The organism is Mycobacterium tuberculosis H37Rv (assembly GCF_000195955.2).
Classification (GTDB): Bacteria; Actinomycetota; Actinomycetes; order Mycobacteriales; family Mycobacteriaceae; genus Mycobacterium; species Mycobacterium tuberculosis.
In genome coordinates this window covers 66,861-83,985 of record NC_000962.3, presented here as the reverse complement: position 1 = coordinate 83,985, position 17,125 = coordinate 66,861, and the positions used below count along the sequence as shown (strand labels likewise).

Here is a 17,125-nt window from a genome sequence, read left to right as displayed (position 1 = left end):
GGTTATGACGGGGTGTTGTAGCCCACAGCGGATGCTTGTAGCGGTACCTGGGTTCCGCTGCGCCAGACGGCTTTGACGTCGCAGAGTCCGGCGGGGTCATGGTCCACACCTGCCGCAACAGCCAGCAGATCAGCGTCGTAGCCCGGCGCGATGCGACCCTTGCGGTGGCCGAGCCCACAGCTGGCAGCGGCCGCTGCGGTGGCGCCGGTCAGCACCTCTGTGCTGGTGAACCCGTGTCGAGACAGATACACCAAATCGTCGGGGAGCACGTCATGGCGTCTGCCCGGGGCGACTCCAGCGTCGGTGGACAGGGCGACACGCGCACCGGCGTCGATGAGCCGGCGGATGTTTCGCCATCCATCCTGCACAACCGCGACAAGGTTCTCCGGCATCTCCGGATACACCCGGGGAATCGTCATACCGCACCACACACCTTGGGCAACAATCGCTTCAACAACATCCGGGCTGGCGGCGGCGCTGCCTTCGCTCAAGAACGTGCAGTGCTCGATGCCGTCAACACCCGCGGCGACCGCCGCGGCGATCCCTGCGGTGGCATGTGCATGTGCGGTCACCGGTAGACCTACCTGCTCGGCGGCCGCCACCACCGCGGCCAGTTGGCCGCTGCCGTACTGCGGCTGCCACGGATCGGATGCTGTGGTAACGAATCCGCCCGTGGCCATCACCTTGATCCAATCCGCTCCCCGCGCGGCCCGCTCCTGCACCGCATCAACCAGCTCCTCGACGCTATCGGCCACGCCGCCGAGGAACCAGCAATGCCCGCCGCTGCGAGTCAATGGTGGCCCAGAAACCACCAGTTCCGGCCCCACCGTCGTTTTCTGCCGATACTCCTCCCGCAGCGCCAAGGCCGCATAGTCACGGTCGCCGAGATCGCGAATCGTGGTGATCCCGGAGCGCAACGCGGCCGCGGCGTGCCGTCGCGCCCGTCCCACCAGCACCGCATGGGGGTCGCCGGCCAAATCCTCTGGCCTACCGTCGGGGTCCCAGCACAAATGCGCATGCGCATCCACCAGACCCGGCAACAAAGTCGATTCACCCAGATCAACCAGGTTCATATCGGGGCAGGCGGAGCCAGCAAAATCGACCGCGCTGATCCGACCATCCTCGACCACGACCAGCACGGGACCACGCTGAAACCGGTATCCGTCGAACATTTGCCTAGCGCGAATCCCGATCCGTCCCGGACGCGCCGACACCTGGCTAATGCTCAGATCGCCCATCGCTCAGGGACCTCCAAACGCGCACGCGGTGTGAACCGCCACCGCTGCCCCGGCAGTGGCTAGTTCCGGCCAAGCCGGGTTAGTCGTTGGCAAGCGCACGATGCTCGATCAGATCGCGCAGACCCCCCACGCCGAGCCGCTCACGAAACGCCTGCACGGTATAGCCGACGGCCGTCGCGTCGCTGCGGGCACGCACGGTCGCCGAGCGCGGCAGGTGAAACAGCACGCCTATCTCGCCGAAGTAATCCCCCGGCCCGGCAACCTTGACCAATTCCTCACCGCCGTCGGCCAATTCGTGCACAATCTCAAACTCGCCCTCCGACACCACGTAGATCAGGTCGCCCATCGTGCTCTGCTCGAACAGCACCTCGCCGGCCTGAAGATGTACGGTTTCAGGTGGCCGATTTGTCTCCGCGAAATCGGGTGTCAGCTCAACGACGCGATCGGCCATCGGCAACATCCTGCTGTCGTGGGTTGCGACCACGACCACACGCTCGCCATCGGCCAGTTCGCGGATCAACCGCAGCACCTCCTCCACCTGGATGAAATCCAGGTGTGCGGTCGGTTCGTCAGCGAGGATCAGTGGCGGATCCAGCGCAATCGCGCGTGCCACCGCGACTCGTTGCTGCTGACCTCCGCTCAGATCACCGGGTCGATGATTCATTCGTTCCGCGAGATTGACGCGCGCCAGCAGTTCTTCGGCACGCCTACGCGACGCCCTGCGTGACATCCCGGCCGAGCGTAACGGCACCATCACGTTCTCGACAGCGGTCAGGCTGGGCACCAGATTGAACGCCTGGAACACGATGCCGACCTTGTTACGCCGGTAGTTCGCCAGCTCGGCGCCTTGTAGCGTCGTGATGTCGACTTCGTCGAACTTGATCGCCCCAGACTTCGGGCGCAGAATGCCGCCCAGACAGGAAAGCAGTGTCGTCTTGCCGCAGCCGCTGGGTCCGAGCAGCATCACCAACGACCCGGCTGCCACGTCGAGGTTCAAACCGTTGATCGGCCTAAGCGCGTATCCACCGCTGTAGTACTCAACGACGAGGTTCTGAATGCTGAGATCGCCCACCGCTAGGGACCTCCGAACGCCTGCGCGGGATCGACCGTCACCACGCGCTTCAATCCGGCAACACTAGCGAACAGACCGATGACGATCGCGGCCACCGGTAGCGCCAGGTAAGCACCGACGGGTACCGCGACAATCATCGGAAACAGTGGTGCCAACACCTGCGCCAGGACGACGCCCACCACCGCCGCAAGCAACGCAATGACCAGCGCCTGTAATGCGAGCCCGGCCATAATCGAGCGCGTTGGCGTGCCAATCGCCTTGAACACCGCGAAGTCACGTAGCCGCTCAAGAGCCGAAAGGTACACCACCGAGCCGACGATCAGCACCGCCACAATCCACAGCAAAACAGCCACGATCGAGATCGAATTCACTGCGACCTTCAATGGGCGCACCAAATCATTGACAGCGCCCACCCGATCGAAAGTCTGGTAACCCTCCGGCAGCTGTCGGGGCATACCTATGATCCCGATGGACGTGATATTCGGCTGCCCGTTGTACGCCAATTTCTGTAAGCCCTCGGTCGTGAGGAAGACATTGGGGATCTTGGCCAGCGCGGTGGAATTCGGCACAATGCCAACGACCCGCAATCTGCGCGCGCCGACCTCGACAGTGTCACCGAGGTGTCGGCCCATCGTGCTCGATGCCGCGACTTCGTCCGGTTTCGACGGTGACCGACCCTCTGAGACCCGTGGCATGCCAGGTCCGTGCTCGGGCGCGCCGAAGACCGTGACGTTTCGCGTCGACGTGCCTTCTTTCATGATCGTCCCCACGCTGCCCAACGGGGCCGCGGCCATGACACCGGGTTCAGCGGCCACTCGGGCCAGGTCAACATCGGGAAACGGTATTGAACCCAGAAAAGGTCCAGCAGCGCCGGATCTGACGACGAATACATCGACACCCATGGAATCGACGGTGTGCCGGGCCTCCACCCGGAAGCCGTTCGCGAGTCCGGTCAAAACAAGCGTCATCCCGAAGATCAGCCCGGTGCTGATGATCGTGATGACCAGGCGGCGCTTTCTCCATTGCATGTCACGCAGGGCCGCGAAGAGCATTCCCAGAGGCTACCAACGTGGCGCACTTGTGGGGCCTGGTCTTGACGTTTTGTGGTCAGGGCGCGGCCCGCTAGTGGTCGAAGAGGCGTTCGGGGTGGTGGTAGTCGTTGGTGTGGGCACCGCGGTCGAGGTGGGGTGGCGGGATCCATTCCGTTTGGCCGTCGGACCGTTTCCTTGTCTGCCAGCCTTTCCCGACTAGCTTGTGGTTGGGTGTGCAGGTGAAGGTGAGTTTGTCGATATCGGTTGAGCCGCCGGTTGCCCACTGGTCGATATGGTGGACTTCGCACCGGTCACCGGGTGCGTGGCAGTTGGGTCGACCATGGGTGCGGTGCCCGCGTTGCTGCGGGTCCGTTTCCCGTGGCCGCCCTTCGAACCGGACGTGCGACTTTCACCGTATCTGGCTCTTCACGGAATCTGCCGATGGGGTGGTTCAGACAGCCTGAGTCCAGGGAGTGGGGATCGTGTTGCCCCGATAGCGGTATCGCCGAATGGGCACCGCGGCGGGGTTAAACAGGGTGATCCCGTCCGCGCTGATGGGGTGCCACCGCCCGGTGGGGTCGGTGAGCCAGCGGCGGACGTCGGTCCAATTCCAGCGATGCCGAATGCGCTGCCAGTTCACCAGCCGCAACACCCGCTTGTCTTTGATCCGGTGACGCACCCGGTCCATCAGGTCCGCGTGGTCGATGCGGTCAAAGCACGCCTTGATATCAGCGTCGAGCACCCAGCGATACTCCTGGGTGCCGAACAAGTGAATCTCAGCGATCGTGTCGTGCGCGCGTCGCGCGGGCCGAAACCCGTAGGAGACCGGCTCGAAGTCGGTCTCAAAGATGGGTTCTAGCACCAGTTTCAACGCCGCCTGAACGACCCGGTCGGCCACTGTGGGAATCCCCAGCCGCCGTACCTTGCCCAACCCGCCCGGTTTGGGGATCTTGCGTTCCCGCACCGGTTGAGGTCGAAACTGTCCACTCTTGAGTTCAGTGCGCAGTTCGTTCAGGAACTCCAAGGCCCCGATCTCGGACTCGATGCGGGCCACAGTGAGCCCGTCTGATCCCGCGGCGACCACGGCGTCCACCGGGTCCACCGGGTCCACCGGGTCCACCGGGTCCACCGGGTCCACCGACACCGTGATCGAACTCATATTCGAATGCTATCGCCGCCACGCCCCGCCAGCCGCCGACAAACGCACCCCTGTGGATAAACACCCAACTGTGCACGAACGCGTGATATGACCCGCGCTGTCTGATTGGGCCGTCCGACTACCACCGACCGCAGGGTGACAAAACACATGCGTGGTGTGTATGTTGCTTTCCGTCACAATCGAACAGCCGCTGACGCGATGTGGGAGAACCTCCATGTCGAGGCGCCGTAGGAGCAATCTCCTCCCCGAGAATCTCTCAGGCCCAAGCACCACACCGCCGAGGCAACTCTGGAGACAGGGACGGTCGCACCGACCGTGCCTGACCGAAGGTGTAGAGCGGCGCCATGATGCGACGCCGCAGACTCTCAGGTTTCAGGACAGAGCGGGGAGGGCGCAACCAGCCCGGCGCGATCCGGGCTCGTCGAAACCGGAGTTGGCCCTTGTCTGAACCGCACGATCGAACTGTTGGCGACCTCGCCGTGGCCGAAACGATGTCGCGGCCGCCGGATGCCCATTTGGCCGGGCAGCCGATTGCTCCGGGAACACCCTTGACCGCCCCCGAGTACGCCGAACAGACCGGACTGAGCTGATGAACACCCTCAACGACTCCCTGACCGCCTTCGACCCGGACATCGCCGCCCTGATCGACGGCGAGCTGCGCCGTCAAGAATCCGGCTTGGAGATGATCGCTTCGGAGAACTATGCACCGCTGGCCGTGATGCAGGCCCAAGGTTCGGTCTTGACCAACAAGTACGCCGAAGGCTACCCGGGCCGGCGCTACTACGGTGGCTGTGAATTCGTCGACGGTGTCGAGCAGTTGGCTATCGACCGCGTCAAAGCGCTCTTTGGCGCCGAATACGCCAACGTGCAACCACATTCGGGGGCCACCGCCAACGCCGCCACCATGCATGCGCTGCTAAACCCCGGCGACACCATCCTGGGGTTGTCGCTGGCTCATGGCGGTCACCTGACCCACGGGATGCGGATCAACTTTTCCGGCAAGCTCTACCACGCCACCGCCTACGAGGTGTCCAAAGAGGACTACCTGGTCGACATGGATGCCGTCGCCGAGGCAGCGCGCACACACCGGCCCAAAATGATCATCGCCGGCTGGTCGGCGTACCCACGCCAGCTGGATTTCGCCCGCTTCCGCGCCATCGCCGACGAAGTCGACGCCGTGCTCATGGTGGATATGGCGCATTTCGCCGGCCTGGTCGCCGCTGGCGTGCACCCCAGCCCGGTGCCGCACGCCCACGTCGTCACCTCCACCACTCACAAGACGCTCGGCGGGCCCCGCGGCGGCATCATCTTGTGCAATGACCCGGCCATCGCCAAGAAGATCAATTCCGCGGTCTTCCCTGGGCAGCAGGGCGGGCCGCTCGAGCATGTCATCGCAGCCAAGGCCACCGCATTCAAGATGGCAGCACAACCTGAATTCGCGCAGCGCCAACAACGTTGCCTCGACGGCGCGCGCATCCTTGCCGGCCGGTTGACCCAGCCCGACGTCGCCGAACGTGGCATCGCGGTGCTAACCGGCGGCACCGATGTGCACCTCGTCCTAGTCGACCTGCGCGACGCCGAACTCGACGGCCAGCAAGCCGAAGACCGGTTGGCCGCCGTGGACATCACCGTCAACCGCAACGCGGTACCCTTCGACCCTCGTCCCCCGATGATCACCTCGGGCCTGCGAATCGGCACCCCGGCGCTGGCCGCACGCGGCTTCTCCCACAACGACTTCCGCGCCGTGGCAGACCTCATCGCGGCGGCACTGACGGCCACCAACGACGACCAGCTGGGTCCGCTGCGCGCCCAGGTCCAGCGGCTGGCCGCACGCTATCCGCTCTACCCGGAACTGCACCGGACATGACCATCAGCGTCTTCGACCTGTTCACCATCGGCATCGGGCCGTCCAGTTCCCACACCGTGGGACCGATGCGCGCGGCAAACCAGTTCGTAGTTGCGCTGCGCCGCCGGGGCCACCTGGATGACCTCGAGGCGATGCGAGTGGATCTGTTCGGCTCGCTCGCGGCCACCGGAGCCGGTCATGGCACCATGTCGGCGATATTGCTGGGGCTGGAAGGCTGCCAGCCAGAAACGATTACCACCGAACACAAGGAACGCCGGCTCGCCGAGATCGCAGCGTCCGGCGTGACGCGAATCGGCGGTGTCATTCCGGTCCCGCTGACCGAGCGTGATATCGACCTGCATCCCGACATCGTTCTGCCAACGCATCCCAACGGAATGACGTTCACTGCCGCGGGCCCACACGGCCGCGTCTTGGCCACCGAGACTTATTTTTCGGTGGGCGGAGGGTTCATCGTCACGGAACAGACCAGCGGCAACAGCGGCCAACATCCATGCTCAGTTGCCCTTCCCTACGTGTCGGCCCAAGAACTGCTGGACATCTGTGACCGCCTCGACGTGTCAATTAGCGAAGCGGCGCTGCGCAACGAAACATGTTGCCGCACCGAGAACGAGGTACGCGCCGCGCTGCTGCACCTGCGCGACGTCATGGTTGAGTGCGAACAGCGGAGCATCGCTCGCGAAGGGTTGCTTCCTGGCGGCCTCCGGGTGCGCCGGCGAGCGAAGGTGTGGTATGACCGCTTGAACGCCGAAGACCCCACTCGCAAGCCGGAATTCGCTGAGGACTGGGTCAACCTGGTCGCGCTGGCAGTCAACGAGGAGAACGCCTCCGGTGGGCGCGTCGTCACCGCCCCGACCAACGGTGCCGCCGGCATCGTGCCGGCGGTCCTGCACTACGCAATCCACTACACGTCGGCCGGCGCGGGGGACCCCGACGATGTCACCGTGCGATTCCTGCTCACTGCTGGAGCCATCGGATCGTTGTTCAAGGAGCGAGCATCGATCTCCGGAGCCGAGGTCGGCTGTCAGGGCGAGGTCGGCTCCGCGGCCGCCATGGCCGCCGCCGGATTGGCTGAAATCCTCGGCGGCACACCGCGACAAGTGGAAAACGCCGCCGAGATCGCCATGGAACACAGCCTCGGCCTGACCTGTGACCCCATCGCCGGGCTGGTGCAGATCCCCTGCATCGAACGCAACGCGATTTCCGCCGGCAAGGCCATCAACGCCGCACGGATGGCATTGCGCGGCGACGGCATCCATCGCGTCACCCTCGACCAGGTCATCGACACCATGCGCGCCACCGGCGCGGACATGCACACCAAGTACAAGGAAACCTCGGCCGGCGGGCTCGCCATCAACGTCGCAGTCAACATCGTCGAGTGTTGACCAACCGTTGCCGTTGAGTCCGGCTCATCCGACGGGATAGACGACCCCGGTGAGCTCTTCGGACACAGCCCACAGGCGGCGCTGCAGCTGCTCGTCGTGAGACTGGGCGCTGGAGGCCACCACCTTCGGGTAGCCCCGTATTTCACCGAAGCCATCGGGTCCGAAGTACTGGCCGCCGCGCACCGCGGGATCGGTGGCGGCACGCAATGTCGGCAGGGCCCCCAGTTCGGCGTCTTGCATCAGCGGCGCCAGTATGGCCGCCACCGCGACGAGCGGCCGTGGCATGTTGCGGACCACTTCGGTGTTGGACACTCCCGGGTGCGACGCGACCGCGATGGTGGTTCCGCCCGGTGCTAACCGACGCTGAAGTTCATAAGTGAACAGCAGGTTGGCGAGCTTGGCTTGGCCGTAGGCGGCGACCCGCCTGTACCGGCGTTCCCACTGGAGGTCGTCGAAATGGATTGCGGCACGGATGCGATGGCCGACGCTGCTGATGGTGACCACTCGTGAACCGGCGACGGGCAGCAGTCGATCAATCAACAGGCCGGTCAACGCGAAATGGCCCAAGTGGTTGGTGCCGAACTGCATCTCGAAGCCGTCTGCTGTGGTCTGTCGGGGTGTATACATCACCCCGGCGTTGTTGATCAGCAGGTCGATGCGCTGGTGGTCAGACTTCAGCTGTGCCGCGGCGGCGCGCACCGACGCCAGCGAGGTCAGGTCAAGCTCCTGAAGCTCTACTTCGGCGCCGGGGGTGGCCTCGGTGATGCGTGCCGCCGCCTGCTTGCCCTTGTCGAGGTTGCGCACAGCCAGCACCACGTGTGCACCATGGGCGGCAAGCGCTGCGGCGGTCTCGAATCCAAGTCCGGTGTTGGCCCCCGTGATGACGGCGGTCCGGCCGGTCTGGTCAGGAATGTCGGCGGCAGTCCATTTGGTCATGAGGGCTCCTCGCTATGCTTTGACTAAGCGGGGCGAGCGCTCCGCTTAGCCGAACTATACGGAACGCGCGCCCCGCTTTGTCAAGGCTTTCGGAGGTACGACTTGGCTCCTACTGACCGGCGGGTGCGTGCCGACGCGGCCCGTAACCGGGCACGCGTATTGGAGGTTGCCTACCAAACCTTTGCGGCCGACGGTCTATCGGTGCCCGTTGACGAGATCGCTCGGCGCGCCGGAGTCGGCGCAGGCACGGTATACCGGCATTTCCCGACCAAGGAGGCGCTGTTTCAGGCGGTGATCGCCGACCGGATGCACCGCATCATCGACAAGGGACATGCCCTGCTCAAATCCAAGCATCCCGGCGACGCGCTGTTTGCATTCCTGCGGTCGATGGTATTGCAGTGGGGCGCCACCGATCGCGGCCTGGTCGAGGCGCTGGCCGGCGTCGGGATTGAAATCAGCAGCGCGGCCCCGGAAGCCGAGGCAGATTTCTTGGACCTGCTCACCGACCTGTTGCGCGCCGCCCAGCGCGCCGGCACCGTACGGCCGGACGTAGACGTGCTTGAAGTCAAGACGCTCCTAGTCGGCTGCCAAGCGATGCAGAGCTACAACGCTGAGTTGGCCGCAAAGGTGACCGACGTCGCCCTCGACGGCCTTCGGGCAAACAGAAAGTGATCGTCGTCGCGCAGAACACCGCCCGAATCATGTGCGGCGCAATCCGCGATACTGGTAACCGCCGCTACAACGCGGAGTGATTCAGCATCTGACCGACAGTGACGCCGGGAGAACACCATGAGCGCCGAACAGCCGACCATCATTTACACGCTGACCGACGAGGCGCCGCTGCTGGCGACCTACGCCTTTCTGCCGATTGTGCGTGCCTTTGCCGAACCGGCGGGCATCAAGATCGAGGCCAGCGACATCTCTGTAGCGGCACGCATCCTGGCGGAATTCCCCGATTACCTGACCGAGGAGCAGCGGGTACCGGATAACCTCGCCGAACTGGGCCGGCTGACTCAGCTACCCGACACCAACATCATCAAGCTGCCGAACATCAGCGCCTCGGTGCCACAGCTGGTAGCCGCCATCAAGGAACTGCAAGACAAGGGTTACGCGGTCCCAGACTACCCGGCGGACCCGAAGACTGACCAGGAGAAGGCCATCAAAGAGCGCTACGCCAGATGCCTGGGCAGCGCGGTGAACCCGGTACTGCGCCAAGGCAATTCGGACCGTCGGGCGCCCAAGGCGGTGAAGGAGTACGCGCGCAAGCACCCGCACAGCATGGGCGAGTGGTCGATGGCCTCACGCACCCACGTAGCGCACATGCGGCACGGTGACTTCTACGCCGGCGAGAAGTCGATGACACTGGACCGCGCGCGCAACGTGAGGATGGAACTGCTGGCCAAGAGCGGCAAGACGATCGTGCTCAAGCCCGAGGTGCCGCTGGATGACGGCGACGTCATCGACAGCATGTTCATGAGCAAGAAAGCGCTGTGCGACTTCTACGAAGAGCAGATGCAGGATGCGTTCGAGACCGGCGTGATGTTCTCCTTGCACGTCAAGGCGACCATGATGAAGGTCAGCCACCCCATCGTCTTCGGCCACGCGGTCAGGATCTTCTACAAGGACGCCTTCGCCAAGCACCAGGAGCTGTTCGACGACTTGGGCGTCAACGTCAACAATGGCTTGTCCGATCTGTACAGCAAGATCGAGTCGCTGCCGGCGTCGCAACGCGACGAGATCATCGAGGACCTACACCGTTGCCACGAACACCGCCCCGAGCTCGCGATGGTCGATTCGGCCAGAGGTATCTCCAACTTCCACTCGCCGAGCGATGTGATCGTGGACGCCTCGATGCCCGCGATGATTCGCGCGGGCGGCAAGATGTATGGCGCCGACGGAAAGCTCAAGGACACCAAGGCGGTCAACCCGGAGTCCACCTTCTCGCGCATCTATCAGGAGATCATCAACTTCTGCAAGACAAATGGCCAGTTCGATCCGACGACGATGGGCACCGTCCCCAATGTGGGTCTGATGGCCCAGCAGGCCGAGGAGTACGGCTCGCACGACAAGACGTTCGAGATTCCCGAGGACGGCGTCGCCAACATCGTCGATGTCGCCACCGGCGAGGTGCTGCTGACCGAGAACGTGGAAGCCGGCGACATCTGGCGCATGTGCATCGTCAAGGACGCACCGATCCGTGACTGGGTCAAGCTGGCTGTCACCCGCGCGCGCATCTCCGGGATGCCGGTGCTGTTCTGGCTGGACCCGTACCGCCCGCACGAGAACGAGCTGATCAAGAAGGTCAAGACATACCTGAAAGATCACGACACCGAAGGTCTGGACATCCAGATCATGTCGCAAGTGCGATCCATGCGCTACACGTGCGAGCGCCTGGTCCGTGGACTGGACACCATCGCCGCGACCGGCAACATCCTGCGCGACTACCTCACCGACCTGTTCCCGATCCTGGAGTTAGGCACCAGCGCCAAGATGCTGTCCGTCGTTCCGCTGATGGCCGGCGGCGGAATGTACGAGACGGGGGCGGGCGGTTCGGCACCCAAGCACGTCAAACAATTGGTGGAGGAGAATCACCTGCGCTGGGATTCTCTGGGTGAGTTCCTCGCGCTGGGCGCCGGTTTCGAGGATATCGGCATCAAGACCGGTAACGAGCGGGCCAAACTCTTGGGTAAGACCCTGGATGCCGCCATCGGCAAGCTGCTGGACAACGACAAGAGTCCGTCGCGCAAAACCGGTGAACTCGACAACCGGGGCAGCCAGTTCTACCTCGCCATGTACTGGGCACAAGAGCTGGCCGCGCAGACCGACGACCAGCAGCTGGCCGAACACTTCGCCTCGCTGGCAGATGTGTTGACCAAAAACGAAGACGTCATCGTGCGAGAGCTCACCGAGGTACAAGGCGAACCGGTGGACATCGGCGGCTACTACGCGCCGGACAGCGACATGACTACGGCGGTGATGCGGCCCAGCAAGACGTTCAATGCAGCGCTGGAGGCTGTCCAAGGCTGACGACGGGCTGGCCCGGCTACGACGGCGCCATTGGCGTCCCGCAAAGGGATGTCACCGAACGAGTTTGATTTCGCACGGAAGGCCCGGCGCGGCCGCAAGCCGCGAGTCGCCCGTGAGCAGCGGGACATCCAGTGCGGTGGCCAGTGCGACGTAAAGGGCGTCGTAGAACGTGACGTTGTGCCTTAGCTGCCATGTGTATTCGATCAGTCGTGGGCTGTGCGGGTAACGATTGTCGATGAGATAAGGCAAGGCATCCAACGCGGCGCGAGCCTGCTCTTCGGAGATTTCGTCGCTGAGCACGGCGCGGCGGAGTGCATGTCCGACCTCTGCGTCCAGCAAATGCGGCGCGTTAGAAATCGACTCCTTGAGCAAACCGCGCAGAACGATCGCGCTGGCGCCCTTGCCGGCGAGAGCGTCAACCACGGCCGCCGCGTCGACTACACATTCATCCACCCCTGAGCTCCCGCCGGGATGCCTCGATGGTCTCCCGGCTGATGCCTGGGCTGGCAGTGCTGGCGAGCGCCTGTTCCAGGATCTCGATTGCCTCGGCCTTGTCTCGGCCCCGCACCCCTTCGATGAGCTTGGTGCGCATATACGTCTGCAGCGACTGCCCCGCTGCGGTGGCGCGCCGTCGATAGGTTTCGGCGACATCTTCGGGCAAATCCCGAACTTGAATGGTAGCCATAGCGGAGTTCACCGGCTAAGAATGCCGGCTTATCCACCGGGCGTTTCGGCGGCATCGATGGCCTTCTCTAACCGGTCGAGCACCGCGCGCAGATCGGCCAGCGTTTCCCGCAGTTCGGCCACCGTCGCGGGGGGGACGTCCGGCCCCCGGGGCGGGGCGGCCGGCGGTTGGGTCGTTCTCGGTGGCGGTACGGCCTGCGGCGGTGCCGGCCCGCCGGCTCCCGGCGGTGGCGCGCTGGCGGCATCACCGCCGCGAGCGGTGGCGACCCGACCGGTGCCGGGCCCAAATACCTGATCCAAAGATTCGGCCAGGGTCGGTGCGTACCCGACCCGGACCCCGCCCTCGGTGCGGGGTTCACGCACGCTGACCAGCACCCGGGAAAGTTGCGGGAAAGTCGAACTGCTCGGGCTTGTCGAGATCCGCTCGGTGTAGAGCGGTTCCACATAGAGCACGCCGCCGTCGGCGATCGGCAGCGACAAGAGGTTGCCGTAGTGAATCCGGTTTGACCGTTCCAGCAGGGTGCGCTCGGAGGCGACCCGAGTGTCGGAGATCATCGAGTTCTGAATTTGTTGCGGGCCTTGGGTCAGGGTGTCGGTGGGTAACTCCAGCACGGTCAGCTTGCCGTAGTTCGCCGGATCCGAGTGCGCCGAGATGTACGCGGAGAGGAATTCGCGGTTGTAGCCAACCATCGCCGACGCCAACCGGAAGGACGGCTGGGCGCTCTGCTGGTCGCCGACGAGGACGTAGAACGGCGGTTGAGTGGCGTTAGCGTTGTTGGTCGGGTCGCTGGGCACCGACCAGAAGGCGTTGGTGGTGAAGAACTCTCGCGGTTCGTCGACATGATACTTGGCCAGCAAGCTACGTTGGACCTCGAAAAGGTCCTCCGGATAACGGAAGTGGGCACGCAACTCGTCGGGAATCTGGTCTTCGGACTTGACGGTTCCGGGAAAGGCACGCATCCAGGTCCGCAGCACCGGGTCGTCTCGATCGAACTGAAACAGCGTTACGGTTCCGTCGTAGGCGTCCACGGTTGCCTTGACGGAGTTACGCACGTACGACACCTGCTTGCCTTGCCGCACAATGCCGGTCGGGCTGGTCACCGGGCCCTCGAGCGAGCTGCGTTGTGCGTACGGATAGGTGTCCAAGGTGGTGTAGGCGTCGACGATCCAGACGATCCGCCCGTTCACCACCACCGGATAGGGGTTGTCGTCGGTGGTCAACCACGGCGCCACGCGTTGCACCCGTTCCTTCGGGTCGCGATGGATCAACACCTTCGACTCCGAGCCGATCTCCCGGGAGAACAGGAACTTGTGCTGGGCGACCTTGGTGGCAAACACCGTGCGGTTGAACCAGTTTCCGATCGACACACCCCCGGCGCCGGTATAGGTGTACTTGGACGTGTCGGTGTCATACTCGCGCGGCGCGGACCCCGGGGCTCCGCCCACGATCGCGTAGTCCGGATCGGCCTGGGCGATCACCTCGCCGTAGTAGACCCGTGGCTGCTCGACCGGGATGACCTGGCGCCCAGAACCCAGCGACGCGATGTCACTGACGGCGTATATCGGGTACCCGCTGTTGCTGTCGGAAATATTCTCGGCACCGCGGGCCGCCGCGTTCACCCGATTGGCCGGGGCGGCCACGAAGCCGTTGCCATGCGTGTAGACGGTGTGTTTGTTGATCCAGTCGGTCTGATTGCCGGTGAGGCTTTTCGGCGAGAGCTCCCGGACGCCGACGATGTAGTCCTGCAGCTCACCGTCGATGCGATAGCGATCGATGTCGAGTATCTCGGCGAAGCTAAAGAAATTCTTGAGCTGCTGTTGCTGGGTGAAGGTTCGGGACAGGATATGCGGGTCCAACAGCCGCACCTTGGCAATCGTGGTGACATCCACGGGCACGTCGCGCGGCTGTTTGGTACCGATGCCCGGATAGCTACGGTACTGGACCCAATCGCCACCGATCCGATACGCCTCGCGGGTCGCTTCGATGTTGCGTTGGATATATGGGCGTTCGACATCGGCGGCGTTGGGACGCACCGAGAACTGCTCCATCAGCAGCGGCCACAGTCCACCGACCAGGATCGCCGACAGCACCAGCAGTGCGGCGGCCATCGCCGGAATCCTCAAGTCGCGCAAAAAGATCGCGGTAAAGAATGACACCGCACACAATACCGCAATCGCCACCAGCACAAGCTTGGCCGGCAGCTCGGCGTGGATATCGGTGTAGCCGGCGCCGGTGAAGGTCGGCTCCTTACGTCCACTCGACAACAGCTCATAGCGATCCAACCAGTAGGCAACCGCCTTCAGCAGTACAACCGCGCCGGCGAACACTGCGAGTTGAACGCGAGCTGCCTGGGTCAGCATGCCTCTGCCGGTTGTCAGCCGAAGGCCGCCGAACAGGTAATGCGTCAACAGGCTCGCTAGAAACGCCAGAACCACGGCCACGAACAGCCAGTTCAGCACCGACCGGTAGAACGGCAGATCGAAGACGAAAAACCCAATGTCATAGCCGAATTCGGGGTCCACGATGCCAAAGGTGCCCCCGTGTACGAACAACTGAACCTTCACCCAGTCGAACGAAGCGATCAGCCCGCACACCACACCGAGCGTGACGGCGATGCCCCACCCGAACAGGCGCGGCCGGCGCATCACCGCGCTGCGAAGTGGCGCGACCGGGTCCCGCTGCGGCTCGTCGGGTACAAAGAACGGCCGCGAGCGATACGCCAGCAGTAGGGCAGCAAGCACAATGCCGGCCACCACAAGTGCGACCGCTGCGACAATCGCCAGGCGGGTCAGCAGTACCGTGATCCAGACGCTGCGGAAACCGACCTCACCAAACCACAACCAGTCAACGTAAATATCGACTAGCCGGGGTCCAAACAGCAGCAACGCGAGCATGCCCATGCCTGCCGTCACCAGCAGGCGGGCACGCTTGGGCAAGACCGGACGTTTTCCCGGCGAACCTGTCTCCATCCGCGCCTCCTAACTCCACAGCCGTATCGCGACGAATCGGCTACCGTCGCAACGGTGATGTGGCCGGATGCTCCCCGGCCTCGGCGGCATTTGCGAGCGCCTGGCGGCGGCTTTCCGGGCGTTCGCCCGCAGCAGGGGTGATGGCCGCCAGCAGTGCGATGACCAACCCCGCGATAACAGACACGGAAAGTTCCATGATCACTTCCCAGGGTAGACGAGGATGGCCCGTCCTAGGGGCTAGTACTCATGCGGGGCTGCTAGAAGTTCAGCCCGGAGAACATGACCCGGCTGGGGTCATACTTCTGACGTACTGCGCTCAGCCGGGACAGATTCGGGCCAAAGTAACGTGCCGGCGGTTGGTTTACCTCGAGATAGTTCACATAGCCGCCAACCGAATACGCTCGCACCGCTTGATGTGCGGTGTTGAGCCAGCTAGTCGCTTCCGACGGGGAGCCGGATGTTTCGACGTACCACTGCACCAGCGCCGACTGCCGACGCCACGGGAAGGCCGTGGCCCCCGGTGACACAGTGGCGAGCGCGCCGTCGAGGGCGTGCATGATCGCCAACATGCGGCCCGCTCCACGCGGAAAGGCGTCGACCGCCGAGGCGATTCCCTGGGCGGTCGCCGGAGTGATCGTCGTGAAGACATCGGATCCGCCGACATATCCCAGCGGCGACGGGTTGAGGTTCCCGACGGCCAGATATCTGACCAGGTCCAGATAGTTGAACGTGTGGTTTTCGGTGCCGGTCGGTTGCGTTCCGACGGCCGAAACGATGGCGGCCGCCACGCTGCCGCCCGACCCGGCCGGGCAGGTCGCAAGGATGCGGCAATGCGTGCCCAGCGGGTCGACGGTGGCATCGGCCAGTGCCCAGCTGCCTCGGTCGGCGGTTCGCAGCCAATTCTGCCAACCGACCAGAACCTGCGCGAACGACTGCGGTGGGAAATTGAGGTTCACGACGTCGAGGTCCCCGCTGGGGAACGTCGCGAAGGTCAGCGAGGTTGTCACGCCGAAGTTGCCGCCACCGCCACCGCGCAACGCCCAGAACAGGTCGGGGTGGTCGGTGGCGGACGCGGTGACCGCCTGGCCGCTGGGCAGCACCACCGACGCCGACGTCAATTGGTCACAGAGCAGGCCGGCGTGCCGGGAATTGGCGCCCAGCCCGCCGCCCAGCGCGTGTCCCGCGACACCGACCGTCGGGCAGGTGCCGGTCGGGATGCCCCGGCCGGCCGCGGCCAACACCTGGTGCATGGCGTACAAACCGGTGGCGGGCGTCACCGTGACCCGCCCGGTGGTGGCGTCGTAGTTGATGTCCCCAGGTAGCTGACGTAGGTCGAGCACCATGGCGCCGTTGGCCGTGGACGCCCCCACGTAGGAGTGCCCGCCACCGCGTGGGGCCACCTTGAGGTTGTTCGCGGCAGCGAACGCCATCGCCTTCTGCACGTCCAGCTGCGATGTCGGGGTAACGATCACCGCCGGCGTATAGCCGTTGTAGTTGGTGTTGAAAACCTGCTTGGCCGTTGCGAATTGGGGACCGTCGTCCGGTTGTAGCACTTTCCCTCCGAGGGCGGAAGAAAGAGCCTCCCAGCCAGAGGCAGCCGGATCCGCGGTAGCCCGGACCGAGCCGAAGACCGCGCCGGCGGCCAACGCTCCGGCGGCACCCCGCAGAAACGTCTGGCGTGAGATCTCACGCGCCAACGTCGGGCTCCCGTCTCGCGACGGTCACCAGCGCGGCGCAGCCCGACGCTGCGGGCCGGCAG

At 64.3% G+C, this 17,125-nt stretch carries 14 protein-coding genes and 2 other annotated features; of the genes, 4 read left to right on the top strand and 10 right to left on the bottom strand.

Annotated elements, in window-relative coordinates:
* Positions 1-2: 2 nt before the first annotated feature.
* The 4 genes from Rv0074 to Rv0071 form a co-directional block, all read right to left on the bottom strand.
* The gene (locus Rv0074) at positions 3-1,238 is read right to left on the bottom strand and encodes a hypothetical protein (RefSeq protein NP_214588.1); all 1,236 of its coding nucleotides are present in this window, start codon (positions 1,236-1,238) and stop codon (positions 3-5) included.
* Positions 1,239-1,317: 79 nt separating this feature from the next.
* Positions 1,318-2,310: a glutamine ABC transporter ATP-binding protein gene (locus Rv0073; RefSeq protein ID NP_214587.1), complete on the bottom strand. Its 993-nt coding sequence runs from the start codon at positions 2,308-2,310 to the stop codon at positions 1,318-1,320.
* Between the two features lie 2 nt (positions 2,311-2,312).
* Entirely contained in the window at positions 2,313-3,362 is a 1,050-nt protein-coding gene (locus tag Rv0072; protein ID NP_214586.1) for a glutamine ABC transporter permease, read from the bottom strand.
* Positions 3,363-3,435: 73 nt separating this feature from the next.
* Positions 3,436-3,750 (bottom strand) — a repeat region ((MTV030.15), len: 315 nt. Probable REP'-1 pseudogene fragment).
* Between the two features lie 42 nt (positions 3,751-3,792).
* Positions 3,793-4,500, bottom strand: a complete 708-nt coding sequence (locus tag Rv0071) for a maturase (RefSeq protein NP_214585.1) — start codon at positions 4,498-4,500, stop codon at positions 3,793-3,795.
* Positions 4,435-4,479 (bottom strand) — a repeat region (5 x 9 bp GTGGACCCG repeats). It overlaps the preceding gene by 45 nt.
* 589 nt (positions 4,501-5,089) lie before the next feature.
* Here Rv0071 and glyA2 point away from each other — a divergent pair.
* Together glyA2 and sdaA are read left to right on the top strand one after the other, a co-directional pair.
* Positions 5,090-6,367 (top strand): serine hydroxymethyltransferase, encoded by a 1,278-nt coding sequence (gene glyA2 / locus Rv0070c; protein ID NP_214584.1) that lies wholly within the window; start codon positions 5,090-5,092, stop codon positions 6,365-6,367.
* Complete coding sequence (sdaA, locus tag Rv0069c) at positions 6,364-7,749, top strand: L-serine dehydratase (RefSeq protein NP_214583.1); 1,386 nt, start codon at positions 6,364-6,366, stop codon at positions 7,747-7,749. Before glyA2 ends, sdaA begins: the two co-directional genes overlap by 4 nt.
* 24 nt (positions 7,750-7,773) lie before the next feature.
* On the opposite strand, the gene Rv0068 is transcribed toward sdaA, so the two are convergent.
* Positions 7,774-8,685 carry an oxidoreductase gene (locus Rv0068; protein ID NP_214582.1) on the bottom strand — a complete coding sequence of 304 codons (912 nt, stop codon included), beginning with the start codon at positions 8,683-8,685 and terminating at the stop codon, positions 7,774-7,776.
* 102 nt (positions 8,686-8,787) lie between these two features.
* Between Rv0068 and Rv0067c the strand changes: the two genes are divergently transcribed.
* A complete protein-coding gene (locus Rv0067c; protein ID NP_214581.1) occupies positions 8,788-9,357 on the top strand; it encodes a transcriptional regulator in 570 nt (189 codons plus the stop codon).
* A 117-nt stretch (positions 9,358-9,474) separates the two neighbouring features.
* A complete protein-coding gene (gene icd2 / locus Rv0066c; protein ID NP_214580.1) occupies positions 9,475-11,712 on the top strand; it encodes an isocitrate dehydrogenase in 2,238 nt (745 codons plus the stop codon).
* A 51-nt stretch (positions 11,713-11,763) separates the two neighbouring features.
* Here the strand turns inward: icd2 and vapC1 are convergent, their stop codons facing one another.
* From vapC1 to Rv0063, 5 genes are read right to left on the bottom strand one after another with little or no spacing between them, the layout of a single operon-like run.
* Positions 11,764-12,165, bottom strand: coding sequence for a ribonuclease VapC1 (vapC1, locus tag Rv0065; protein ID NP_214579.1), 402 nt, complete (start codon positions 12,163-12,165; stop codon positions 11,764-11,766).
* Positions 12,158-12,397, bottom strand: coding sequence for an antitoxin VapB1 (gene vapB1, locus Rv0064A; protein YP_007408701.1), 240 nt, complete (start codon positions 12,395-12,397; stop codon positions 12,158-12,160). Before vapB1 ends, vapC1 begins: the two co-directional genes overlap by 8 nt.
* A 29-nt stretch (positions 12,398-12,426) precedes the next feature.
* Entirely contained in the window at positions 12,427-15,366 is a 2,940-nt protein-coding gene (locus Rv0064; RefSeq protein ID NP_214578.1) for a transmembrane protein, read from the bottom strand.
* 40 nt (positions 15,367-15,406) lie between these two features.
* Positions 15,407-15,568: a hypothetical protein gene (locus Rv0063a; RefSeq protein ID YP_009030026.1), complete on the bottom strand. Its 162-nt coding sequence runs from the start codon at positions 15,566-15,568 to the stop codon at positions 15,407-15,409.
* A 55-nt stretch (positions 15,569-15,623) separates the two neighbouring features.
* Positions 15,624-17,063 carry an oxidoreductase gene (locus tag Rv0063; protein ID NP_214577.1) on the bottom strand — a complete coding sequence of 480 codons (1,440 nt, stop codon included), beginning with the start codon at positions 17,061-17,063 and terminating at the stop codon, positions 15,624-15,626.
* Between the last annotated feature and the right edge of the window lie 62 nt (positions 17,064-17,125).